We start from the raw sequence: 22,945 nt of genomic DNA on the forward strand, positions 1-22,945 counted from the left end.
CACGTGACCGAGCGTGGGGAATAGCAGCGGTTTCAAGGCATGTCGCACGCCGATGATCATCTCCGGACACCTTGAGGGTGCCGGCCTGATTCTGGCGGGTGGTCACAGGTTGCGCGCAAACAGGTAGCGCTTCGTTATCCTTGCGCGTCCCAGACCCCGAGGTAGCTTCATGGCGATTGCCGATTCCCTGCGCAGCAAGTTGCGCCTGCCCGTCATCGGTTCGCCGATGTTCATCGTGTCCTCGCCCGAACTGGTCATCGAGCAATGCAAGGCCGGCATCGTCGGCTCATTCCCCGCCTTGAATGCGCGACCGGAGCCCGTGCTGGATGAATGGCTGACCCGCATCCGTACCGAACTGGATGCGTACCAGCAGCAACACCCGGGCCGGCGGGTCGCGCCGTTCGCGGTCAATCAGATCGTTCACAGCTCGAACAACCGGCTCGCTCATGACATCGAAGTGTGCGTACGGCACAAGGTGCCCCTCTGGATCACGAGCCTGCAGGCTCCGGACGCCGTCGTCGAAGCCGCGCATTCCTATGGTGGACTCGTTTATCACGACGTCACCAACATCAAGCACGCCAGGCGCGCGCTGCAGGCCGGCGTCGACGGATTGATTCTCGTGTGCGCCGGAGCCGGCGGACATGCGGGCGCGCTATCGCCCTTCGCCCTGCTTACCGCCGTCCGCGAGTTCTACGACGGCACGATCATTCTGTCGGGCGCAATCGCCAACGGCGCGGGGATTCTGGCGGCGCAGGCATTGGGCGCCGACTTTGCGTACATGGGTACGCGCTTCATCGCAAGCCAGGAGGCGAATGCCGTGGACGCCTACAAGCAGGCGATCGTCGACAGCACGGCCGAAGAGATCGTCTACACCAACCTGTTCACCGGCGTGCACGGCAACTACCTGCGATCCAGCATCGTGAATGCCGGGCTCGATCCCGATGCATTGCCGCAGGCCGACAAAAGCACGATGAATTTCGGCAGTGGCAGCGCACAGAAAGCGAAAGCCTGGCGCGATATCTGGGGCAGCGGCCAGAGCGTCGCCGCCATCCATGACGTGCCGACGGTGAGCGAACTGGTCGATCGACTGGAAGCGGAATACTTCGCTGCGCGGGAACGGCTGCAGCGGGACACGCGTGGGTGGGCGAGAGAAACCTAGGTAAGGACTGATCAAGTCCTTACCGTGTCCCGTTGGAGAACGGGATCCAGGTAAAAACAGCAAGTCAGGGAAGGTCTGATCAATGCCCGCATGCGTCATTCCCGCGCAGGCGGGAATCCATCTGAATCAGAGACATGAATTCCCGCCTGCGCGGGAATGACGAATGAATCAGAGCTTCCCCAGATCGCGTTTCATCGCTGTAACGGAGCCTTCTGATGACCAGGGTCATTCTCATCACAGGCGCCAGCCGCGGCATTGGCGCCGCCACCGTTCGGCTGGCCGCACAGCGCGGTTACGCAGTTTGTGTGAACTATCGATCCAGCGCGGAAGCGGCCCGCACGCTGGTTGCAGAGATAGAGCAGTCAGGCGGACGTGCGATCGCCGTGGCCGCGGATGTCGCGCTGGAGTCCGACGTCATTCGGCTGTTCCGCACCGTCGATAACGAACTGGGCACGCTCAGTGCCCTCGTGAACAACGCCGGCATCCTCGAACCGCAGGCCGATGTCGATTCGATGTCGGCTGCACGATTGCAGCGCGTCTTCGCCACCAATGTTTTCGGCACGATGCTGTGTGCCCGCGAAGCCGTTCTGCGCATGTCGACGAAGCGCGGCGGCAGCGGCGGCGCCATCGTCAATGTGTCTTCGATGGCGGCGCGACTCGGCTCGCCGCATGAATACGTCGACTACGCCGCGTCGAAAGGCGCTGTCGATACCTTCACGATCGGGCTGTCGAAGGAAGTGGGCGACGCGGGCATCCGCGTAAACGCCGTGCGTCCCGGCCTGATCGACACCGATATGCACGCCAGCGGCGGTGAGCCGGGGAGAATCGAACGCCTGAAAGGCTCGGTGCCGATGCAGCGTGGCGGCACGGCGGACGAAGTGGCGAATGCCATTCTGTGGCTACTGTCGGATGAGGCGTCGTACGCGACGGGGACGTTCATCGATGTGTCGGGCGGGCGTTGACCCTCTCCGGACAGGATTCCTGCGATCGACAGTCGGATTCTGCGGAGCCTGGTCTCGGCTTCACCCACTCAGGCTCGATGGGCATTCCCCGAGGCGCGGCGAACTCACGTCCTGCAGCCCCGTCGAAAGCGCGCGTCGGGGCATTCGGTCCATACATCGCCACGTTGACTGCAGCGATAACGGCGATCATCAGCAATGCACCGCCTGCCAGATTGCAGAAAAGTGCGATCAGCCAATCGCCCAGACCCTTGCCCGTTCCAGGTACTGCGTCGGTCCGCGAATGAACATCGAAAGTCCCGTTGCGAAGCGTGCCGTGCAGACGCTCAGGCGTTCCATTCAGCCGGGCGGCGTATTTCACCATGGCGAGACCGACGCCGAATGCGACCGCGCATCCTGGATAACCGTGGCTCGCGGTCAGATTGTATCCACCGACCAGCACGCTCCACAGATTGCTGAAGAAGGTTTCCATCCCGAACCTCCTGGGTGTTGGCCGACTCGCATCCAGGGATTCTGGAGATGCATGCGGCGCAGACGCTGGATCACGCAAGAACCATCAAACCAATACGCCGATACCCCGACTGCGGATTCGCCGGTCGCCACGCGATGGAATCCGGGTGCGGGAAGCGAACCGGATCGGGCGCAGCCTCATCGAGGCTCAGGAATCTACTGGCGCGAGAGCTCGAGTCGACCCGAACAGGCCTTGGAGATGCCACACGATCACTCATGACGCTGACAATGGCTGTCACCAGGTGCCCCAGGATCTCACTTGCCGAAAGAACACGCAGGGCCGAACCCCTCCGGTACCGGCACCCTCGCGAGCACAACGCCTATTCGCCCTGCGTTCTGCAACGCCCATCAGGATCGCGGTCTCGGCGTTTTATTTGTTGCATAAGCAACTTACGGCATACTCTGGCAATGAATTCACGAATTTTTAGACGGATTCCGCCTAAATCGTTATTCCGGATTCCGTCTAATTAACTGTTGGGCATAAGAATGGCGAAGCCAAGCTCGGTCAGCAGACGACTCAAGTCATGCATCACATATCTGCAGATGCGTGACTACGAGCAGGCGCTTATCCATCTCTTCCCGGCGCTGGACAAGACCGCAAAACGAAGGCGGCCCAAGCAAGGCGTCGGCGACCGGATTAGGAACTTCGTTGCAGACGAAGAAGCGATGATCACGGCGGTTGCGACAAGGAACATCTTCCAAAACATTCGCGTGAACGATGTCTCCTTTCCTGAGGCCATCTACAAGTTCGGTCGAACGGCGATCTCTCATGAGGGGGAGCTTGATCCACGCCTGCAGTTCAACGATTCCAGATCGCTTCAGATCGGTTCAGTGTGGAATCTTCCTTCTTCTTACATCACCGGACTATGTGTCGCGGTGATGGCGGCGCCAGAAAATATGCACGAGAGCATCGATGCGCCGCTCTCGCTGGCAATCTTCGATCGCAAGTTTCAGATTAATGAGTTGTGGGGCGCAAAGAGTGAGATCCAAGGCGTCATATGCAAGGCGTTCCGCAACCCAAATCTCTTCGATCCGGCCCAACAATCTGTTGCAACCGATCGCCGCGAAGACGCGGCTCCGGCTGAACAGTAGCGTTGGGCATCAGAATAATGACGCTTGTATTGGCATGCTTGACGAAGGATACAGTCTTCCAGATCTCAGACCGCCGTCTAACAAGCTTTGCAGCACCGCACGCAATCATTGAGGACGAGAGAAATAAGGCCGTAGTCGTGAATGGGCGCGTGTCATTTGCATACACGGGGCTTGCTAGTCTCGGGACGACGCGAACTGACGACTGGCTAGCTCGCGTAATCGCCGAAGGTCCGAACGAAGATATGGCGCAGGTGGCGGAGCGCATTCGGGAAAGAGCTACGGCAGATTTCCGTCGTCTACGAATCCAGCCACGCTATAAGCGCCATGCATTTCAGGGAGTGGGAATGTTTCGTTTGAGAGGTGAAACTGACCTATCTCCAGGCATCGTCACTATTGACAATGCCATAGACCACGAGAACGGAAACTGGCTCGCCGAGCCATTACGTGAATTTCAAGTTAAGACTCAATTTCCAGAGAAATTTCCCGGGGGATGCGTTCTGAACAGTGTTGGCGTTGTTCCGTCTTCAGCAGAGAAGAGCACCGTGCTCCGATTAGTGCAAAAGTGCGTTAATCATCGGCATTCCACTGCTCTGACGATCGTGCACAGCCTCGTGATGTCTTTGCGATGGCTTAGTGGGCGCCATCCTCCAATTGGACCCGGACTGATGGTTGTTAGGTTATCGAGAGAGCGTGTCGAGCGTATCGAACACAGTCGACATATGTGGATGCTTGCTGGCGAGGATTTCACGTACGTCTCTGCAACTGGACTCACGTCCTACTTTGGGCCGCACTTTGTTTTTGGTCGCTCCGTAGTGACCGGATTCGAGGGTCGATCCCTGACGCCGCAATAGCGCGGAACTGCCCAACAACCCGTTCTGCGAGATCGCCGCGAAGACGCGGCAACGGGGTTACTGCACGTTGGACCGCAGAAGAGAAGACATGACAAAGACTGCTTCGCTACTTGTTAGCCTCGTATTGGTAGCCGCGACATCCGCGGCTCTGGCAGCCCCGCCCATCAGCAAATCGCAGCTTCAATCCATGTTTGACTCCATGCGACGAGATGCGCCGTGGAACATCGATGGGCCGCTGTTATGGGGTTACTTCTTTATAAATCAGACACCAGAGCCCCTTCGCAAAGCTGGTGAGCAGCTGGAGGCGATTGGGTACAGAGTGGTGGATATCTCCGAGAGATCGGATGCGGCGGCTTCTGCTCGATGGCGGCTACATGTTGAGAAGATTGAGACTCACACCGTCGAATCGCTTCACGTCAGGAATCAAGAGCTGTACGCCTTGGCCTCAAAGATGGGTTTGAATTCATATGACGGAATGGATGTTGGCCCAGCACCGTAGAAGGTCCATCAAGTCCATGCACGCGACGTGCGAAGACGCACGCGCGTGAGCAATGGCGTTGGGCCTAAAGGAATGAGAGCGCACCCTCTCCTGTACGTTGTCGCATGCGTACTCATCGCTTCATGCGCATCACTGCCGGAGCCCTATCCAAGACTCGACGAATCAAAGGCAAGGGACGTGGTGGTCGTGGTGCGGCTCAAATCGGGCGCCTATTTGCAGCAGTTCCCTAAGTGTGAAGAAGCGGATGTCATCTGTATGGATCCGCCTCCATTCAAACTGCAGGCAGAAGTTGTCCAGCAGTTGTTTGGCCCGCCACTGCCTGCCAGCATCGCCGTTGCGAGCACCAGTCATTACGGGATCCCCCGCGCCTCGCAAGACGCCCTGCATCTGATCCATCTCCTTTGGGATGGCACCGTGATTGTCATGCCCAGGTACCATCGGGTGGAAGTCGGCGAGGATGCGCGCGGGGAACTGGCCTTTCCCGCTTATCCCGATGAGGTCTGGTGGTTACCGTGTGGCACGAACGCCATGAAGACGGAAATGGCCTTTCGATCACCCCGCAATCGCTTCGCTGAGCCAACCGATGAATTCGACGAAAAACCGCTTGCAAGCCATGCGGATTTTTTTATAGCCGGCAGAAGCAGTATCCGGCCTCGCTACGGAATTCGAATCAGTGATCTGACGCGATTTCTTGAGGAACGCCGGCCCTCAGGGGCGGACGCTTTCGCATGTCGCAATGAGTAGAAGCCATCCCCGCCAAACCCGATCAGAAGACAGCAAAGCCGCCACTTGGCATCGCGGTCATGTCCCGCCCCACGACTGCCCCCACTACGAATGCTCATCCGATCCGGCGGGTAGGACACTCGCGGCACTCGAGCTGAGTGTCGATGGGGTGCGGTATGCGGGCATCGAGTGGACGAAGGCTTTTCTCAGCGTTGTTGCTGGCGCTGGTTTGGTTCGTGCCAGTCGTCGGCGCCCAGTCGCCAACAGCCGCCGGGGACAAGCAATCGGCAGGAACTCCGATCGTTCTGCCGCGGCCGGATTTCCATTTCCCCGGCAATGTCGGACGGACTTATCTGGATTCTGATCCGCCGCAATTTCCTCAGCCGGTGCACGCACCCAAAGGTGCGCCGAACGTCGTTCTGATCCTGATCGACGATACCGGCTTCGGCCAGTACAGCACCTTCGGCGGCGGCACACCGTCGCCGACGATGGATCGTCCGGCCGCTGAGGGCATACGCTTCAATCGCTTTCACACCACGGCCCTGTGCAGTCCCACGCGCGCGGCATTGCTTACTGGCCGCAATCACCATTCCGTCGCCACCGGCGTGATCTCCGAAACCGCCACCGGCTACGACGGCTACACCAGCATCATTCCGCGCAGCGCCGGCACCGTCGCCGAAGTGTTGCGACAGAACGGCTACATGACGGCGTGGATCGGCAAGACCACAACACGCCGCCGTGGGAAGCCAGCATCGCCGGGCCGTTCGATCGCTGGGCCAATGGCCGATCGGTGGAGGGCGGGACCAAGTTGCGGTTCTCATACACGATCGGGTTCCACTGATTCATGTCGCCCGCGTTGAATCCATAGAAGTAGTCGAACCCCAGAATCCTCAGAAGCTGCGCGAGCTGCAGGATATGTGGTGGGCAGAGGCTGCGAATCATCACGTGCTGCCGCTCGACTGGCGGGCAGTCGAGCGACTGAATGCGGAAAACATGGGACGTCCCGAGCTGGGCGGAAAGCGCAGTCAACTCACGTACTACCCAGGCCAGCTTGCGGTACCGAACGACGCTGCACCACGCGTACTCAACAAGTCGTGGTCGGTGGGCGAAGGCATGGATATCGGCGAGTACGTGGCTCAGCTGCCATTCAAGTTCACGGGTGGGACCGAGAAGGTCACGTTCGACTTGAAACAGTGACTACTGCGCCCTGGGTGGCGCAGACCTATCGGGGGCGTGACCCGTCGCCGACGACCCGGGTGCCGGCAACCAGCCAGGGGAGCTTTGGGCCCCACGGATTTTACTTGCAGACATTGCCCGTTGCACGGATAGCTCTGCGTTCCCGCGATCATTAGCGTAAGGAGCAAGTGACGGATATCAGAATTCTTGCCTGCTCCTTGACTGGCTGAGCGCACCCGAGTGTCCGCTTTGCGGGCGAAAAGGACGAGATCCAGCTCAGCTTCGTTGCCGCGATACTTCAACCCTGCCACTCGTTGCCAAGGAGATCTTCATGCACGCCGCTTTCAAGTGTGTAGCTGCGTTGACCAGTTGCGCCGCGCTGGTCGCCACGCTTGTCTCCGCTGCGGAGTACGCAGCACCCACTGCCCCGGACAAATACAAAGTGAAAGTTCCGGGTGGACTGGCGTTCTCTGAGTTCAAGGGATACGAAAGCTGGCCGGTGATTTCCGTCAGTCACAACGGCGATCACCTCGCGGCAATCCTGGGAAATCCTGCGATGATCGACGCCTTCAAGGCCGGCATTCCCGAGAACGGCAAGCCATTCCCGGACGGCGCCAGGATGGCGAAGGTTCATTGGAACGCGACCAGGAAAGAGGCCTATCCCGGTCCGCCGACGGTAGCAGGCGCGCAGGCTAACGTTGATTTCATGGTCAAGGACAGCAAACGGTTCGCGGACAGCGGCGGATGGGGATATGCAGCGTTCGCGTATGACGCCGCGTCCGACACGTTCACGCCGGCAACTACGGCTAACAAGCCTCCGCAGGGAAACGACGCCAAGTGCGGGGCCGCGTGCCACACGATCGTGAAGAACCGTGACTACGTTTTCACGGAGTACGGTCACAGATGACCCTGCTCCGCGCCCAGGGGCGAGGCGAACCAGGAGAACAGTCATGTCGAGATCACAGGGCTTCAATGTCGTTCTCGTTCACGGCGGCTTCGTCGATGGCGCCGCGTGGGAGGATGTTTACAAAGCGCTGCGGCGCGAGGGCTACAACGTGAGCATCGTCCAGGCGCCGCCAGAGCTTCGAGCCTTCGATGAGCTCGGATTCGCGATGCGCGACCGCCTGCCCGCCTCAGCGCATTCAACCGACAGTCTCATCGCGTCGTTCGCACAGATCGGTCTGACCCTAGGCAATGGATTCGATTGGAAGAAGCTGGACGAGCCAACCAAGCGCGGCCTCTTGCGCGCAGCGAAATCTGGCGCGCAGATCGTGGAGCGGACGTAGAACGAGAAGCCGTCTGGCTTACTTCTGTGCGTTCGTCGGCACCGCGGATTGCGCATCGATTTCGTCTTCGAACTGCCGTTTCTTCACGGCGATGAAGCGGCGATAGCCTTCCGGGTCAATCCAGGCTTTCACACCCTCCGTCTTCGCCCGCTGTCGCTTGTCTTCGAGGCCGTAGTACTCGTTGTGATGAGTGAGCCAGATATCCGGTTTCAGCATTTCGAGACGATGGTGTGTGCGGCGATAGTCGTCGGTGATGCCCGGATACGACGGGTTTTTGACCAGCCTGTAGCCTGGATTGAAACCCGCACCGTCGGGGAAGGCCACGACGTAAGCCTTGCCTTCGGCAACGATGTTCGCGATCCAGGTCGTCGATCCGGGTGTGTGCCCGGGCGTGTCATACGCCGTCAACAACACATCGCCCATCCTGATCGTGTCGCCATCGCGCAGAATGCGATCCACTTTCACTGGCGGGTAAGCGAAGTCGTCCGCGTACCTGAAGTCGTTTCTGTCGCCGCTTTCCATCGCGGCAACGTCACCCTCCATGACCGCCAGCTGCACACCGAAATGATCTTTGAAATAGGCGAAGGCACCGGCGTGATCGAAGTGCGCATGGCCATTGATCATGACCTTGATGTCTTCGGGCTTGAAACCGAGCTTGCGAATCGATTCGACCATCATCGGCCCAGACGATGGCATGCCTGTATTCATCAGGACGTGGCCCTCGGAGGTCGTGAACAGGAAAGCACCCAGGCCCTGTGTGCCGACGAAGTACATGGGGCCGGCGATCCGGACCGGCTCGGCGGGCTCTTCCCACTTCAGTGTCTTGCCCAGAGTGGAGAGGAACAGCTTGTCGTCGTTCGCGAGTTGCTCCCTGGTCGGCAGCTTCGATGGCTGTCCCTGAGGGTGGACAGCAGTGGCAATAAGAAGGGTCGCAGATGCAATCGCTGCACCGGTCAATTGGACACTCGCGCGCATGCCTGACTCCCACGTGATGAGGCCGCTGTAGTTACACACAGGCGTCTGCAGCGGATCGCGGCTTCCGCTGCGACAAGGCGGCTCGGTTTGTTTGATACCGTTGTTCCGGCACGGCCAGCCCATAGCAGCCGTGTGCTTTTCAGACAAGCATAGCTCGCATATATCAACAACCCATTGGCTTATGCATTCGCACCAGTACGGAGGATTGCGGTCCTTGCGATAACCGGCCAGACGGCGATCGCTGCACCACCCCGGTCACCGTCGATAGCTTCGTTCGACCGAAACTGACATGTATCTCGGCAACACCGTCAGGAATGGCGGCTTTGGCGAGCTTGCTCACGATCGCGAACCTACGCCCATCGATAAGCAGACGGTCGTGCGGATGAATCGAGACACGTCTTCAACTGCGCATGGATCCGATGGAAAGGATGGATCCCGAGTCGCACGAATACGTGCTACATCGGCCGCAAGTTCTATGCATCGAAGATGTGGGTAGCTGGTGCAGAGTCTGCTCGCGTATCCGTCGCGCCGGGGTGCCGACAGCCTGAGCGCCAAGAAGGTGCTCGATGAAGCAATGAAGAAACTGGAGAACAACCCGGGGAAATGATCTGGCGAAGGAGAAAATTCCTGTAGTGCCGGCTGCGGGTTTTCCGATACCCCGCAACCGGCACCGAACCAGTAGCGAACTTGTCTACCTGGCAAGTTTCTCGAGCTGGATTGCCATCGATTTGCTGTACGTCACCGCAACGACGTTGCCGGGACTCAGGGTTTCCAGTCGTTTCTGCGCTGCCGGATCCTGGACATGGATCTTCCTGGTATTGCCGTTGGGCAGTGTCACCCACAGGGTGTTGGTGTCCTGATCAACGGCCGCTACCTTGAACGAGGTCGTCACCTGCTCTCCGACCTCTGCGCCGCCGGGAATGCGCTGTGCGGTTTGTGATGCACCGCCGGGAGTCTCTCCCTTCGGCACGACCTGGAAGGCGATCGCCTCGGTGTACGTGGCCTTGACCACGTCACCGGCCCGGATCTGATCGAAGTTCTTCACCTCGGGCCCAGCCGCAACGTCGACAGTCTCGCCGCCTTCGGTCTTGAGTGTCACCGTGCGCGTCGAAGGGTCGATGTCCGTGACAGTGGCGCGGGCTTCGACGGATGCGGCCTTCGTCAGGGGCGTCGCTGCCTGTTGGGCCGGTGCCATGGCAGGCCAGACAAGCGTGGCCGTCAGTATGGTCATGAGAACCGTGTTTCGCATGGCTGTCTCCTGCTGGTAGGTCCACGTATGGCGTCGTGCTCACTCCGGGGCCGGAGATGGCACGCTGCGGCGTACCGTTGCGTTCGAGCGTGCGGCGCCGTCGTTCCGAGGGTATTGCGCCATTCCTTTCACCGCGATACGTAATGCGGGCAGAACGGCCAGTTCATCGGCAGCTACTGACGACTGCGCGCCATCGGTGCCGGACATCGGATATCCGGTAAACCCGAACTCTGTTCCGTAGTGCGTTGATCAGGCGCCGTCGCGCAGCGCGGCCACCCCGCCCCCTTCGAGGATCACGGTGTGGGACCAGTCATTCCTCAAATCGCTCTATGGTGTGGACATTTCCATGCAGCGACCGCGCACACTGATCTCGACTACGATGATCCAAGCCCTCGCGCCTGAATAGCGTTCACGTCAACGCAGGCTGCCCATTGTGGGAGGGGGATCGTCGACGAGCCACTTACGGCGTCGTGAACTTATACGTTGACAACGCAACGTCTGGCGACGTTTTACGTGCTTCCTGCCTGGGTCTTTGCAGCAAGTCGGATGGTCAATGCCACCGCCGCATGCGGGCGATCAGCCGACCAGTCGCGACGTCACCCCGTCGTCAGCACACCGGACCTCGCAGACGCGCACCTTTGCGCCTGCGGCCGAGAGCGAGATCCCATGCATCGCACCCTTATTGCGAACGGCTGACACAGAACGCTTTAGCGATTTCGCTATCGTCGAGATGGAAGCGCCTGATTTCGCCATCACTCTCAACTGATTGAGTTCGTCCGTGGACCAGGAGGCCGCAGCACGGGGAAGAAATGTCGTGTGTATTGTCATTGGGCATGAATCCGGCGCAGCGCACCAGGGCAGCACTGCGCCATAACGATGTCATCAAGCCACCACCGACTCCCGTGAATCGACAGAGGCACCAAGCGAGATCCGTTCAGTTCAGTTCGTTGCCCCGCGTGCGGGCATATCCGTCGGCCGATCCGCCGCCTGGTCGGGATGAATCACATAGACCTGAGCGAGCTTGATATCCATCACAGCGGAGATGGCGGTGTTCTCACCGGTCTTCGGATCGGGATAGCCGTCAGCTCGCCGACGCAGCGCCCGATAGATGGACGGTGCCGATGCCTGCCCATAGGCCGCATGGTGTGTCGCCCAGGACGTATTCATCGCGTAATACCACTGCTCCACATCCGCATAGCCGCCCAGCACACCTTCCGCCCGTTCAGGAGTCAGCGCCAGTCGCAACTTCGTTCCTTTGAACTTGATGATGGACGGGTCCGAGAGCGCCCACTCGGGTAGCTCAAGATCGAACGGATCGGTCTCGAGGACACCATCAACGATGCGCCCCCTGGTGGTGGCCGTGAAGCGTTTGCCCCAGCGGCCATCGATGCGCTGTGAACCGCCAGGCAGGAAATTCCCGGTGGTTCCTGACAGGAGATGATCGCTGGTGCGGTAGTAGGAAACCGTTACCTCTGGATCGTTCTTCAAGCTGTCGACATTCGTGAGTTCGAACGTCACGCGGTTGAACGGGTTCTGCTGTCGCCACTTGGTGGTGATGATTCCCAGCTCCCCCTCCTTTCGGTAGTTGCGCACGCAGCCGACCACACGGAAAAGCTCGTTGTCGATACCCGTGCGGCCATCGTCGCTGACAAAATCCTCCGGTGAGTTCTTGCCGTCGAGATCGATGCCCAGCGCGTACTTTCCTGTCGCCTCGTGGAATTCGAAGCGATCGGGCTTCGTTGTCGGGAACCAGACGTCCGCTTCATACGCGAGCTGGCTATCTACCAGCTTGTGCGGCTTGCCGTTCTGCGGATACAGAATGGCGAATTGCTCACGCGGACCGATATTGAAGCCTTGCGGGCATTCTTCTTTCGCATCAGCGGTCTCGCGAATTCCCCAGTACTCGTCCCACAGCACATAGCCAATCCGGCCGCCGGGCGGCTTCCAGTCGTCAGCCGCCGGCCCATTGGTCGGCGCTGCACCGGTCAGCAGCGGTAGCGCCAGGGCGCCGAGAATCAGACTCACGAGCGGTCGTTGCAGCAAACGTTGCGATCGATTCATGGTGATGTCACTCCCCGCCATTGCCGAAGTCATCGCGCAGCCAGAACGCCTTGTAGCCATTGCGCAGGCCGTAGAACTCGCCCCAGGTATCGCCCTGTACGTCACCGGGCTTGCTGTCACGGAACATCGTATAGACGGGCCGCTTGCGGAATGCCCACACGCTCAGTGCGCCCGGCTGTCCAGGCGCTGCGCGCTTACCGGTCATGGGATCGATCTGCATGACGCTCCAGATCCGGTTGTTGCTCTTCGCGCCCTTCGCAGCAAGTACGTACGGGAAGTTCTCCAGACACCGTTGCGGGTCGCCGGCACCGCACACCGTGAAGCGATACGCCTGTGGAGAATCCGGATGATCGCAGGCCAGCTGGTCCAGCGCGTCGTCGCCGCAGTTGTACAGATAGACCGTCTTGCCCTGTTTGTCCGCGAGGACGATGCCCGACACCGAATCCTGGGTAGTGAAATCCGCCGGTGGCGCAGGCGCGCGCTGTGTGTAGACGTTCGACCAGTCAGGCACGTCGCTGCCGCTCTGAGTGCGAGCTTTTTCATCCGCCACACGGGTATAGAGCGGCTGATTTCTGAATGCCCACTGCCGAATCCCCGGCTCGCGCTGAACGATGGAGAACTCGCCGCGATCTTTCGCGTACGCAGGCGCCAATACGGGCGTCCACTGGCGAGCACAGTCCGCCAGACAGTTGGATTTGCCCGGAGCATCCTTGGCGTAGGCATAGACCGAGCGTGCATCGCTGGTGACGAGCATGCGACCGGCGAGCGAGGGGACGATCGTGAACTGCGGCGGAATCATTGACGGCGGTCCGATCGGTTTACGTTCACCTGGCGCATCGCCGCCGGTGCGGCGAAACGTTCCGCCGTAGACATCGCCTGGCTGCTCGTCGAGCACGGACGTATAGAGTGCGTTGCCGTCATAAGCCCACTGCCGGATCCCATCCTTGCGTTCGATCACGCTCCATTTGCCGATGGCCTTCGCATCGCTGCCGGCGATAACGGCGGGCCAGACGTCGAGGCAGCTGGGCCGCGTGTCCACCTCGGGTAATTCCAGACCCGGTGGATAAGGACTCATCAGACCGGAGTTCACGCGGTACTTCGTGTGATCGCAGGTTGGCTGGCGCTTGCGCTCGCCGACTGCGCCGTTACGCAGTGTCTTCACCGGCCATTGGTACAGCGTGCGTCCACTCGCGTCTGCGAACACGGGACCCTCCAACTCGCTCACGACGACCTGGAACCCCGGCGGCATCGGCACCGACTCATACTGCTCAGTCCCTGGAGCTGCAGATGCCGCGGGTGCTTGTGGCGTCGCCGCCATCGCGAACCACGGTGCAGCGCCGAGGGTGAACGCCAACAGACTCTTGATTAGAGAACGCATCACGCGAGTATTTCTCCCAGGTCACTGGAGGTGCGATTGCTCTTGGTTCCCCAACCCGGGGTATCCACCCCCATCGTCCGGATCATCGTGTAGCCGAGGCGCGAGACGCCGGTCGCGCCTGCATCGACGTGCAATCCGGTCTTCACGCGACCGCCCGCGCGGCCGGCGGTGAACGCGACCATCTTGTCGAGCGAATGAATGCGCGCATCACCGTGATCGGTGTTGGCATAGATCAGCACATTGTCGAGCAGCGTGCCGCTACCCTCCTTGATGTTCGAGAAGGCCTCCACGAAGTAGGCCCACTCCTCGATGGCGCGATGGGCGAACCAGGCGCAGTTCGGCTGATAGCCGAGCTTGCCGTGGATCGGCTCTTCATGGGTCGTCGTGTGGTGGGGCTTCTCGTAACCGGCCTTGGTGGTATTGGCCTGCGCATTGGAATAGCTCATGTTGAACACACGGGTCTGGTCGCAGGCGACCGCCATGGCCATGAGATCAGTCAGCAGACGGTGACGCTTCTTCACCATCTCCACTTCGCTACCCATCGCCGGCTCATCACCGATGGCCGCAGGCGCTTTGCAGGAAGCGATGGGCTCCGGCTTGACCAGTTGTTGATCGAACTGATGTTCCAGATGCCGCAGACCTGTGAGGTATTGATCGAGGCGCTGTCGATCCGCGTAGCCCACTGATTTCTCCAGCGTCTTGATCTCATCCATCACACCGGAGAGCACGCTGCGGCGCGCCACGGTCTTTGGATCAGGTGTATAGGTCGACGCATTCGGATCCTGGAAGCCCAGGCCGAACAGACGTCCGTAGAAACTGACGGGGGAGATTTCTGGCGGATTGGGCGTATTCGCGCCCTCGTAGCTCACGGTGTTGCGAAAGTCGCCGGTGGCAGCCGCCGTCAGCGTGCGAAATCGGGTGGTGCGTCCGATCTGATTCGCGATCGTGATATCGAGTGTCTCACCGGGCCGGGTGGCGCCCGACTTTGGCGCCGATCCTGTTCGGCCGATGACCCATCCCGAGTAATGGCAGAGGTTCGGCTCACCGTCGCGAAACGCCGTGAGATTCGTGATCAGATTGACGTGCTCGCGCACGCGCGTTAACGGCGCAAACTGCTCTGGAATATCGTAGTTCGTCCCGGTCTTTTGCGGCACGAAGATATTGTTGGTCGCTCCAAGCCCCCAGAACCAGGTACCGAATCGCACCGGCATCGGCCTGCCATCGGCCATGGCGGTGGCGTTGTCATTCAACAGGCAATCAAGGAGAGGCAGACCCACGGCCACTGCAGTGCCATTGAGCATGCCGCGGAGGACTCGCCTGCGATTCAGATCTTTGATGTTCATAGGATGGTTATCCTTTTGTCTTCTGTGCTCTGGATCAGTGCGTCGCCGATGCGGGTGCGTCGTTCGACATCAGCTTTACCGTCGTCAAGTCAGGAAGTGGATGGGTCTGGCGTTCGCTCGGCAAGTAGACTTTCTGGAAAGCACGACTGAGCGCGATCTCGCGTAGCAAGTCAGGCACAACGTAGCCGTCGGCCGCGAAGCGCGCCGACAGGAACTCAAGCACGCGTCGATCATTCGCAGCACTTGCGGTACCCGTGCCGTAGGCGAAGGCCCGGCGAACCATGCACCAGGGGAGCTGCGGGTTATTCCGTAACGCCGAGCTCAATCCCACTGCATCGGTGAACTCGACACCGTCGAGGCTGCCGGTAGTGTCGATATCGACACCGTTCTCCGAGTGACGGAAGTCACCGGCACCGTCGAAGGCCTCCATCGTGAGTCCCATCGGATCAGTGATCCGGTGACAGCCTGCACAGGCCGGCTCTTCCAGATGGAAACCAACCCGCTCACGCGCCGTCTTCATGCCCTCATCGGGATTCTGCACTTTGGAGAAATCCACGTTCGGCGGCGGCGACGGCACGTTCTGGCACAACAGGACTTCACGCAGCGCCTTGCCACGCATCGTTGCGGAACTGCGACCCGGATGAGAATGCAGCGCGAGGAAGCTGATGTGTGTCAGCAAGCCTGCACGCGGACTGTCGTCAGGGAATTCATAAGGCATCCAGCCCGGACCGGACGCAGCGACCTTGTAGGCCGGCGCCAGCGCTGGCGACATGAATGTCTTGCGCGTCGTGAACAGATCGCGATAGTCCTGACGCCGCGTGATGAGGTGGTCGACGACGGTACGCAGCGTTTGCTCGCGCGCATCAACGGCGGTTTCACCGGAGAAGGAGGGATAGATCAGCGAATCCTTCGCCAGCGTCACGAAGCTCTCGAAGGCGAACATGTCGTCGAACAATGCCCGCACGCCCGTTTCCAGTCGCGGGCTGGCCAGCATGCGATCCACTTCACGCTGGAGCCCTTTGCGCGTCAGCAGCTCTCCTGAGCTGGCTGCCTGCAGCAATTCGGCATCGGGTCCTGCGTTCCACAGAAACAGACTGAGACGCGTGGCCAGCGACCAGGCATCCAGCCGCAGCTCGCCGGGGTGGTCCGGATCGTCCTCGGTCTTCTCGGTCACGAGCAACACACTGGGGCTGACCAGCATGCCTTCGATGGCAACACTCAAGCCCTGGTAAAAATCATTGAGCGATGCGGCCGCTTCGTTCGCGCCGGTGACGAGCGCCTCCAGCCGTTCTGCGGGCACGGGGCCGCGATACAGCAGCGGTGTCACCTGCGAGATGAACTCCCTGGCGCATTCTGCATCGGGCTCGCTGGTCGACTTCGGCTCGCAGGGTACGAGGTACCTGCGACTGCGCTCGTCGACAATCATCGCTGCGACCGTCGTCGCCGTCTTCTGGTAGATCTCCAGCTGGGTGGCGGTGATGCCAGCCATCGACGTGCCGCTCACCAGCAGTCCATCGATCCGCGGCACGGCCGCGAAGTTGGTCACTGGTCGCACATCAGGACTGAAGATATATGACAGCGAATTCAGATACTGCTCCTGCGTCAGCAGGCGCAGCGTGGCCGGCGTACCTTTTGATTCGGGTTCGGTGCCGCTACTCCAGCTCGAGAACACAGCGGCGGCCCCCACCGCCAGCGCTGTGACGATGCCACCACCGATCATCAGACGACGACGCCCATGCGCGTTTGACCGCCTCGACAGAAACACACCCATTTAGAACCTCTCAGAAGCTACGTTGTGGCTGAGCCGCAAAACAGGCCGCATGCCATCATGACGGGGCACGTTCGACTGCCAGATCTTCAGGTGACGCGGGGGCCGCAGACTTCGCGCGCACACGCTCATCCCAGCGAGCCAGCACCGCAGGCGATGTCGGCTGGTCCAGCAAGCTGACCACCACATACGAGACCAGGCTGCAGGTGATACCGACAAAGATCGGCAGTGTTGCGAAGACGTCCCAGAGAATCGCCATGGTGCCGAGCGTGCCGATCAGGCCGGCGAAGATGCTGGCGATTGCGCCGCGGGCGGTGCCACGGCGCCAGATCATTCCACCGATGACCGCTACCAGCAGACCGCCCACCAGAAAATCGGATGCCAACGTCAACGCAGTGACCACGTCCTTGACCAGGCAGGCGATCACCGCCATCGTGATGCCGAAGAAGGCGATATAGACGCGCGTATTGCGAATCTCGTCGTAGTGGCCATCGCCAGTGCTGCGCTTACCCTGCACATCCTCCTTCGCCACGGTTGCGGTTGCGATCAGTGCACCGCTGGAGGTCGACATGATGGCGGACAAGGCACCGGCCACGACCAGGCCAGCCAATCCCACCGGCAACACATGACGAACAATTTCTGTGTAGACCGCATCACGCCCAACGAGACCCGGCAGCAGCACCTTCGCGGACATGCCGATCAGGGCCCCGGCAACGCCGTAAGCAAAGCCATAGCAGGCGGCGGAGAAGCCGGCCCAACGCGCCACGGCGTCGGTGCGCGCCGTGAACACGCGCTGCCACAGATCCTGACCGATGACCATCGTCGGCACGTAGAGCAGGAGATACATGAAGATCTTTCCGGGGCCGATCTCCGTCCAATTGAACGCCTCAGCCGGCAGCCGCGCGTGCAGCCCCTCTAACCCACCTGCGCTGAACAACGCCATCGGCAACAGGATGAGAAATATGCTGACCGACTTCAGCACGAACTGGACCATGTCGGTGAACGTGATCGACCACATGCCACCCAGCACGGAGTACGTGATCACGACACTGCTGCCGATCATGATCGCTGGCACTTTGCCGATGTCGAACAGCACTGAGAAGATCGCGCCGTAGGCGATGGTCGACGTCACGGCAATCATCAGGGTGTAGGCCATCATCACGATGCCGGAGACCCGCGTCCCCATCGCGCCGTAACGCAGCTCCAGCATCTGACTCACGGTATAGACGCGCAACCGATTGATCAGCGGCGCCAGCACGAGACTGATCACCGCCACACCGGCCGACATGGAGAACACGAGCCACACGCCGGACAACCCGTGCTCATAGCCGAGCCCGATGCCGCCGAGCGTGGCACCGCCACCCATGACGAGCGCCGCAAGCGTGCCGGCGTAGAACACGGGCCCGAGCCGCCGGCCTGCCACGAGAAAGTCCGACTGAGTTCGCGCACGCGACTTGGCGTACCAGCCGATACCGATCATCCCGAGCATATAAAGTGCGATTACAAGCAGATCCATCGTCATTCGCTCCTCACGGCCGCCGCATTTGCACTACCGACGCGGACGGGCACGAACAGGCCAATCGGGTCGGAGTGCAGGTGTGTTTCACAATTTCGTTGCAGGGCCGAATGAGTTTGTTGAGTTGTTAAACCGGGCATCGCTATCAGATCAATGAGGTTTGGCGCATCTCGCTTTAGCAGGGCTAAAGACCAGCCCAGCCACACGCCACCAGCACACCCACCTGAAATACGACGTCCGCCATCACCGCAGCCGATCAATGTCCATCGGCTCAACGGCGGATGCCGCGTTGCCCCAGGAATTTCGAACGAATGTCAGCAGTGCCGCCGCCTGTTCATCACTCATCTGTTGAGCGAAGGGCTTCATCGCCTGCCACGTACGACTGAGATACGCGCTCGACGGTGCCTCGATCGGCAAGCGCGGTCCGTTCAGGACGAGGTCAATGAGCGACGATGGATCGGGTGCCTGCGCGAACGCGCTCCCGGACAGCGGCGGACCCGTGTCCGCAGAGCCGAGACCCGTCGGCAGATGACACGTGCCGCAGTGAATGTCGTATTGCTTTGAACCGAGCTCCATGACTTTCGTGCCCGGACGCGCGCTGGCGTTCGCTGATGGCGTCAGACTCTTCAGGTAGACCGCCATCGCTCGCGTATCCGCTTCCGTGAGATGACGCGTACTGTTCAGCACGACCTCGTTCATCGTGCCCATCAGCCGGGCACGAGAATTGATACCAGCCTTCAGATAACTGGCGATGTCATCTTCCGACCACGCTCCAAGGCCGTGCGGCGACGGTGTGAGATCCGGCGCGCCGCGCTTGCGCAGACCCCGCTCTTCGTCGAGCTCCTGCAGGACGCCGCCACGATAAAGGTCACTCGAATCTTCGGCACCGAACGTCGTTCTGGGTGAATGGCAGGCGCTGCAGTGCGCGAGCGCCTCGACCAGGTAGGCACCGCGGTTCCATTGCTCAGACTGTGTCGCGTCCGGCGTGAAGGCTGACTCATTCAGGTACAACCGCTTCCACATGCTCAGCAGTCCGCGCTGGTTGTATGGGAAGCGCAGTTGGTTTTCCTTCGCCTGCGCACTCACCGGCTTCAGCCGCATGAAGTAGTCGTACAGCGCGCGCATGTCGTCATCGGTCAGCCGGGTGAAGCTGGTGTATGGGAATGCCGGATAGAGATGCTGGCCGTCGGGACGCACGCCGCGACGCATCGCTGCCTCAAACTGCTCGAACGTCCAGCCGCCGATTCCCGTCGTCTGATCTGGAGTGATGTTGGTCGAGTAGATCGTGCCGAAGTCCGTCGGAAACGGCACTCCGCCGGCGAACACTGCGCCGCCCGGCGCCGAGTGACAGCTCACGCAATTTGCAGCACGCACCAGGTACTCGCCACGGTCGGGATCCGCGTCCGCCAATGCCACAGAGAACGCCGATGCGAGTGAGGCTGCGATGACAGATCGAGAAACTAGCTTCAACAACGACATTCTGAATCTCTCTGACTTGGTGGATCGTGCCCGACGAGTCAACACGATTCGTACTGACTATAACGTCTATACATACAGAATCAAAAGACTGTACATTAAAATTTTTCACGCACTTTGCTCACCAAAATGATGCGTTCTTTCACAGACCTGCACCATAAAGCTGCGTGACGAATTCCATGAGCAACAACACTCACGTGACGCGCGATTCGCTGACGACAACGCTGCCGCCGATGCGAGCGATTCAGGCATTCGAAGCAATGGTTCGCCTCGGCAGCGTCGCTGAGGCCGCTGCCGAACTTGGCGTTACGTCGGGCGCAGTGAGCCAACAGCTGCGCAACATCGAGCGCGATCTGAATGCGCGACTGCTGGAACGCGAGGGACGCTCGCTCTCGCTCACGTCATGGGGACGCATCTGCTACGAGCAGGTACGCACTGCGTTCGAAGAAGTGCGCCGCGGACAGCAACGACTCGCAGTGGCTCGCACAAATGCAGCATCGTCGTCAGCGCACCGCTGTCCGTGGCCGACTGGTTGCAAGAACCGCTCCTGAATTGGAGCAAGTCTCATCCTGGGATAAGCGATCTGCCCGAGCTTTACGACCTTGCCTGGGAGCGAGATGCGCTGGAGCGGCCGATCTGCGCGGAGTCCGTAACGCACTGATCGCCATCGCCCGCCTGCAACAGGATCTTTCCTCGGGCGTAACAATGCCCTGACGGGTCGCTGCTGCCGTTCTGCCTACGCCGGCTGCGGCGCCGATGCGCCCAGCGGCGTAAAGGTCGCAATCAGTTCGTGGAGATTTCCGGGATACGTCAGCCGCACGAAAGTGATTGGCGACTGCGCGGCACGCGTCGTGCGCTCCACAACGAGGCACGGGCTGCCCGACTTGACCTGCAATCGCGCAGCTTCGTCGGCGTTTGCGCCGGTGGCACGGATGCGATTGTCCGCCACGTTCCAGGGCACCTGGCGTAGCAGCCAGGCGCCGGGAGAAGTTTCGTCGAAGTCGGCCGTCGCCGCTGCCGGGACTGCCTGCAGATTCACAAGACGATACTCCAGGCAGAAGGGCTGATCGCCCGCGAAATGCCGGCAGACCAGCTCCAGCAACGGCACGGACTCATCAGTGCCCAGCAGCGCCCGCAGTTCACGCGACGCTGCGCGCTTTGATCGCTTCAGGATCTCGAATCGATACGGAAGATTGAGCGCATCGACTTCCGCCTTGATATCGGGAATGGACAGCACCGCCGACTGCGACTGCGGCCGTCTCACAAAGCTGCCAACCTTGCGACGACGCTCGATCATGCCCGCCTGCGCCATCTGCGTGAGCACTTTGTTGACCGTCATGCGCGAGCAGCGGTACTGCCGCATCAGCTCGTGTTCCACCGGGATGCGCTGCCCTGGCCCCCACCGACCGGACAGAATATTGCCCTGAATATCGCCCAGAATGCGCTGATGCAGCGATGCCGGGACCTTCCGTGTGCGTTCCTTGCCCTGCGGCGCAGCCGCCTTCCCCTTCACACTTCGCAGGCTCTCGGCGTTTTCATTTTTCTTCAAGCGCACAACTCCTTCATTGCCTCCGCATAGGCATGCCGCACCCGGCGTCGCTGCCGATGACACCCCTGCTCGACCAGCCTCTGCCCACCGACCCAGACGCAGTCGACCACGCCACTCTGGCTGGCAAACAACCATGAATCGATGAGTGAGTCGCCGGCACGGCAGATCATCGCCGGCTCCTCGATGGACAGACTCACCAGATCGGCGGCATTGCCCTCGGTGATTCCCGCGGTCGACACGCCGAGCGCAGCTGCACCACCGTGAAGCGCACGCTCAAAAAGCGCCGCCCCTGTCGATCGCGAATGCAGGCCAATCACATTGCGCGCCTTGCGTGAGAGGCGTTGAGTGTACTCCAGAAGTGCGAGTTCCCCCGATAGCGAAATGCAGACGTTTGAATCGGTGCCGACACCGAATCGCCCGGCGGCGGCCAGAAAATCGGCGGCCGGAAAGATGCCATCGCCCAGGTTGGCTTCCGTTACCGGACACAGACCGGCGACCGCGCCTGCGTGAGCAATCCCTTTGAGCTCGTCACTGTCGACATGCGTCGCATGCACCAGGCACCAGCGCGCGTCCACCGCTGCGTTCTCCAGCAACCATCGCACCGGCGTCAACCCCGACCATGCGACACAGTCGCGCACCTCGTTCATCTGCTCAGCGATATGAATGTGTACTGGCTTGCCAGGCAGCAATCGAACCACCTGCGCCAACTCATCCGGGGTCACGGCTCGGAGACTGTGCGGCGCCACGCCCGCCACACCCGCCGGTAACGACGCCACCACCTCGCGACTGCGCTCGACGATGCGAGCGTAGCTATCCAGATCCGTAATGAATCGAGCTTGCGCCGGCCGCGGCGGCTGCCCGCCGAAGGATGAATGCGCATAGAACACGGGCAGGAGGGTCAGCCCTATCCCCGTGTCTTCGGCCGCAGCGGCGATGCGAGCGACCATCTCACCGGGGTCGCCATACGGCCGACTGTCGATGTCGTGGTGCAGGTAGTGAAACTCGCCGACACGACAGTAGCCGGCTTCCAGCATTTCCATGTAGGCCTGCGCTGCAACGGCCTGCAACTGCTGCGGCGACATACGCGATGCGAACCGATACATCGTGTCCCGCCAACTCCAGAAGTCGTCATTGCCAGGCCCACGCATCTCTGCCAATCCGGCCATGCCACGCTGAAACGCATGACTGTGCAGATTGGATACCGCAGGAACGATCACGGCGTGACGCTCATCACCCGCTTGCGGCGCTGCCCCAATCTGGATCGTGGCGATGCGCCCTTGCGTCAAATGAACGCGCGCCGACCTTACCCATCCTGCATTCGTGAGAAGGTGCTCTGCATACAACACGGTCATGAATTAACTCCGGCGCGTAACAG

Annotated in this window: 20 protein-coding genes and 1 pseudogene; 10 read left to right on the forward strand and 11 right to left on the reverse strand. The window is 60.6% G+C overall.

Features of this window, described 5'->3' with window-relative positions; translation table 11 throughout:
* The first annotated feature begins 169 nt into the window (after nucleotides 1-169).
* Entirely contained in the window at nucleotides 170-1,159 is a 990-nt protein-coding gene (locus VIZ63_RS19760; RefSeq protein WP_331611468.1) for a nitronate monooxygenase family protein, read from the forward strand.
* 215 nt (nucleotides 1,160-1,374) lie between these two features.
* Nucleotides 1,375-2,121: an SDR family oxidoreductase gene (locus VIZ63_RS19765; protein ID WP_331611469.1), complete on the forward strand. Its 747-nt coding sequence runs from the start codon at nucleotides 1,375-1,377 to the stop codon at nucleotides 2,119-2,121.
* Here VIZ63_RS19765 and VIZ63_RS19770 read toward each other — a convergent pair.
* Nucleotides 2,096-2,590 (reverse strand): hypothetical protein, encoded by a 495-nt coding sequence (locus VIZ63_RS19770; RefSeq protein WP_331611470.1) that lies wholly within the window; start codon nucleotides 2,588-2,590, stop codon nucleotides 2,096-2,098. The genes VIZ63_RS19765 and VIZ63_RS19770 overlap by 26 nt on opposite strands.
* A gap of 524 nt (nucleotides 2,591-3,114) precedes the next feature.
* Between VIZ63_RS19770 and VIZ63_RS19775 the strand changes: the two genes are divergently transcribed.
* The 7 genes and pseudogenes from VIZ63_RS19775 to VIZ63_RS25700 all read left to right on the forward strand — a co-directional run bounded on the left by VIZ63_RS19775 (nucleotide 3,115) and on the right by VIZ63_RS25700 (nucleotide 8,255).
* A complete protein-coding gene (locus VIZ63_RS19775) occupies nucleotides 3,115-3,720 on the forward strand; it encodes a hypothetical protein (protein WP_331611471.1) in 606 nt (201 codons plus the stop codon).
* Nucleotides 3,721-4,758: 1,038 nt separating this feature from the next.
* Nucleotides 4,759-5,070 (forward strand): ribonuclease E inhibitor RraB, encoded by a 312-nt coding sequence (locus VIZ63_RS25460; RefSeq protein WP_349261232.1) that lies wholly within the window; start codon nucleotides 4,759-4,761, stop codon nucleotides 5,068-5,070.
* Between the two features lie 186 nt (nucleotides 5,071-5,256).
* Entirely contained in the window at nucleotides 5,257-5,814 is a 558-nt protein-coding gene (locus VIZ63_RS19780) for a hypothetical protein (RefSeq protein WP_331611472.1), read from the forward strand.
* Between the two features lie 278 nt (nucleotides 5,815-6,092).
* Nucleotides 6,093-6,631 (forward strand): annotated as a pseudogene (locus tag VIZ63_RS25465) (sulfatase-like hydrolase/transferase); the annotation flags it as partial.
* A 77-nt stretch (nucleotides 6,632-6,708) separates the two neighbouring features.
* Nucleotides 6,709-6,990: a hypothetical protein gene (locus VIZ63_RS19790; RefSeq protein ID WP_331611475.1), complete on the forward strand. Its 282-nt coding sequence runs from the start codon at nucleotides 6,709-6,711 to the stop codon at nucleotides 6,988-6,990.
* A gap of 310 nt (nucleotides 6,991-7,300) precedes the next feature.
* A complete protein-coding gene (locus VIZ63_RS19795) occupies nucleotides 7,301-7,876 on the forward strand; it encodes a cytochrome P460 family protein (RefSeq protein WP_331611477.1) in 576 nt (191 codons plus the stop codon).
* A gap of 43 nt (nucleotides 7,877-7,919) precedes the next feature.
* Complete coding sequence (locus VIZ63_RS25700; RefSeq protein ID WP_331611479.1) at nucleotides 7,920-8,255, forward strand: hypothetical protein; 336 nt, start codon at nucleotides 7,920-7,922, stop codon at nucleotides 8,253-8,255.
* A gap of 18 nt (nucleotides 8,256-8,273) precedes the next feature.
* Here VIZ63_RS25700 and bla read toward each other — a convergent pair whose 3' ends face one another.
* The 8 genes from bla to VIZ63_RS19840 all read right to left on the reverse strand — a co-directional run bounded on the left by bla (nucleotide 8,274) and on the right by VIZ63_RS19840 (nucleotide 20,024).
* Nucleotides 8,274-9,230, reverse strand: a complete 957-nt coding sequence (gene bla, locus VIZ63_RS19805) for a subclass B3 metallo-beta-lactamase (protein WP_331611480.1) — start codon at nucleotides 9,228-9,230, stop codon at nucleotides 8,274-8,276.
* Nucleotides 9,231-9,921: 691 nt separating this feature from the next.
* Nucleotides 9,922-10,479: a hypothetical protein gene (locus VIZ63_RS19810; protein ID WP_331611481.1), complete on the reverse strand. Its 558-nt coding sequence runs from the start codon at nucleotides 10,477-10,479 to the stop codon at nucleotides 9,922-9,924.
* A gap of 939 nt (nucleotides 10,480-11,418) precedes the next feature.
* On the reverse strand, nucleotides 11,419-12,540 hold the full coding sequence (locus VIZ63_RS19815) for a hypothetical protein (RefSeq protein ID WP_331611482.1): 1,122 nt from the start codon (nucleotides 12,538-12,540) through the stop codon (nucleotides 11,419-11,421).
* Nucleotides 12,541-12,547: 7 nt separating this feature from the next.
* Nucleotides 12,548-13,918 carry a hypothetical protein gene (locus tag VIZ63_RS19820; protein WP_331611483.1) on the reverse strand — a complete coding sequence of 457 codons (1,371 nt, stop codon included), beginning with the start codon at nucleotides 13,916-13,918 and terminating at the stop codon, nucleotides 12,548-12,550.
* On the reverse strand, nucleotides 13,918-15,261 hold the full coding sequence (locus tag VIZ63_RS19825) for a DUF1552 domain-containing protein (protein WP_331611484.1): 1,344 nt from the start codon (nucleotides 15,259-15,261) through the stop codon (nucleotides 13,918-13,920). Before VIZ63_RS19825 ends, VIZ63_RS19820 begins: the two co-directional genes overlap by 1 nt.
* A gap of 34 nt (nucleotides 15,262-15,295) precedes the next feature.
* Nucleotides 15,296-17,032 (reverse strand): DUF1592 domain-containing protein, encoded by a 1,737-nt coding sequence (locus VIZ63_RS19830; RefSeq protein ID WP_331611485.1) that lies wholly within the window; start codon nucleotides 17,030-17,032, stop codon nucleotides 15,296-15,298.
* 55 nt (nucleotides 17,033-17,087) lie between these two features.
* Nucleotides 17,088-18,545, reverse strand: coding sequence for a sodium:solute symporter (locus VIZ63_RS19835; RefSeq protein WP_331611486.1), 1,458 nt, complete (start codon nucleotides 18,543-18,545; stop codon nucleotides 17,088-17,090).
* 243 nt (nucleotides 18,546-18,788) lie between these two features.
* Nucleotides 18,789-20,024 carry a cytochrome c gene (locus VIZ63_RS19840; protein WP_331611488.1) on the reverse strand — a complete coding sequence of 412 codons (1,236 nt, stop codon included), beginning with the start codon at nucleotides 20,022-20,024 and terminating at the stop codon, nucleotides 18,789-18,791.
* Between the two features lie 176 nt (nucleotides 20,025-20,200).
* Here VIZ63_RS19840 and VIZ63_RS19845 point away from each other — a divergent pair, with 176 nt between their 5' ends.
* Nucleotides 20,201-20,572: a LysR family transcriptional regulator gene (locus tag VIZ63_RS19845; protein WP_331611489.1), complete on the forward strand. Its 372-nt coding sequence runs from the start codon at nucleotides 20,201-20,203 to the stop codon at nucleotides 20,570-20,572.
* Between the two features lie 185 nt (nucleotides 20,573-20,757).
* On the opposite strand, the gene hutC is transcribed toward VIZ63_RS19845, so the two are convergent.
* Nucleotides 20,758-21,534: a histidine utilization repressor gene (gene hutC, locus VIZ63_RS19850; RefSeq protein WP_349261233.1), complete on the reverse strand. Its 777-nt coding sequence runs from the start codon at nucleotides 21,532-21,534 to the stop codon at nucleotides 20,758-20,760.
* A 32-nt stretch (nucleotides 21,535-21,566) separates the two neighbouring features.
* Entirely contained in the window at nucleotides 21,567-22,922 is a 1,356-nt protein-coding gene (locus VIZ63_RS19855; protein ID WP_331611491.1) for a formimidoylglutamate deiminase, read from the reverse strand.
* Between the last annotated feature and the right edge of the window lie 23 nt (nucleotides 22,923-22,945).

This window comes from Povalibacter sp., assembly GCF_036520495.1.
In the GTDB taxonomy this organism is placed as follows: Bacteria; Pseudomonadota; Gammaproteobacteria; order Steroidobacterales; family Steroidobacteraceae; genus Steroidobacter.

Excerpts from the sequence above, each read along its gene's own strand:
- VIZ63_RS19760 (WP_331611468.1), top strand. The coding sequence starts at position 170 with ATGGCGATTGCCGATTCCCTGCGCAGCAAGTTGCGCCTGCCCGTCATC.
- VIZ63_RS19765 (WP_331611469.1), top strand. The coding sequence starts at position 1,375 with ATGACCAGGGTCATTCTCATCACAGGCGCCAGCCGCGGCATTGGCGCC.
- VIZ63_RS19770 (WP_331611470.1), bottom strand. The coding sequence starts at position 2,590 with ATGGAAACCTTCTTCAGCAATCTGTGGAGCGTGCTGGTCGGTGGATAC.
- VIZ63_RS19775 (WP_331611471.1), top strand. The coding sequence starts at position 3,115 with ATGGCGAAGCCAAGCTCGGTCAGCAGACGACTCAAGTCATGCATCACA.
- VIZ63_RS25460 (WP_349261232.1), top strand. The coding sequence starts at position 4,759 with ATGTTTGACTCCATGCGACGAGATGCGCCGTGGAACATCGATGGGCCG.
- VIZ63_RS19790 (WP_331611475.1), top strand. The coding sequence starts at position 6,709 with ATGTGGTGGGCAGAGGCTGCGAATCATCACGTGCTGCCGCTCGACTGG.
- VIZ63_RS19795 (WP_331611477.1), top strand. The coding sequence starts at position 7,301 with ATGCACGCCGCTTTCAAGTGTGTAGCTGCGTTGACCAGTTGCGCCGCG.
- VIZ63_RS25700 (WP_331611479.1), top strand. The coding sequence starts at position 7,920 with ATGTCGAGATCACAGGGCTTCAATGTCGTTCTCGTTCACGGCGGCTTC.
- bla (WP_331611480.1), bottom strand. The coding sequence starts at position 9,230 with ATGCGCGCGAGTGTCCAATTGACCGGTGCAGCGATTGCATCTGCGACC.
- VIZ63_RS19810 (WP_331611481.1), bottom strand. The coding sequence starts at position 10,479 with ATGCGAAACACGGTTCTCATGACCATACTGACGGCCACGCTTGTCTGG.
- VIZ63_RS19815 (WP_331611482.1), bottom strand. The coding sequence starts at position 12,540 with ATGAATCGATCGCAACGTTTGCTGCAACGACCGCTCGTGAGTCTGATT.
- VIZ63_RS19820 (WP_331611483.1), bottom strand. The coding sequence starts at position 13,918 with ATGCGTTCTCTAATCAAGAGTCTGTTGGCGTTCACCCTCGGCGCTGCA.
- VIZ63_RS19825 (WP_331611484.1), bottom strand. The coding sequence starts at position 15,261 with ATGAACATCAAAGATCTGAATCGCAGGCGAGTCCTCCGCGGCATGCTC.
- VIZ63_RS19830 (WP_331611485.1), bottom strand. The coding sequence starts at position 17,032 with ATGGGTGTGTTTCTGTCGAGGCGGTCAAACGCGCATGGGCGTCGTCGT.
- VIZ63_RS19835 (WP_331611486.1), bottom strand. The coding sequence starts at position 18,545 with ATGGATCTGCTTGTAATCGCACTTTATATGCTCGGGATGATCGGTATC.
- VIZ63_RS19840 (WP_331611488.1), bottom strand. The coding sequence starts at position 20,024 with ATGTCGTTGTTGAAGCTAGTTTCTCGATCTGTCATCGCAGCCTCACTC.
- VIZ63_RS19845 (WP_331611489.1), top strand. The coding sequence starts at position 20,201 with ATGAGCAACAACACTCACGTGACGCGCGATTCGCTGACGACAACGCTG.
- VIZ63_RS19855 (WP_331611491.1), bottom strand. The coding sequence starts at position 22,922 with ATGACCGTGTTGTATGCAGAGCACCTTCTCACGAATGCAGGATGGGTA.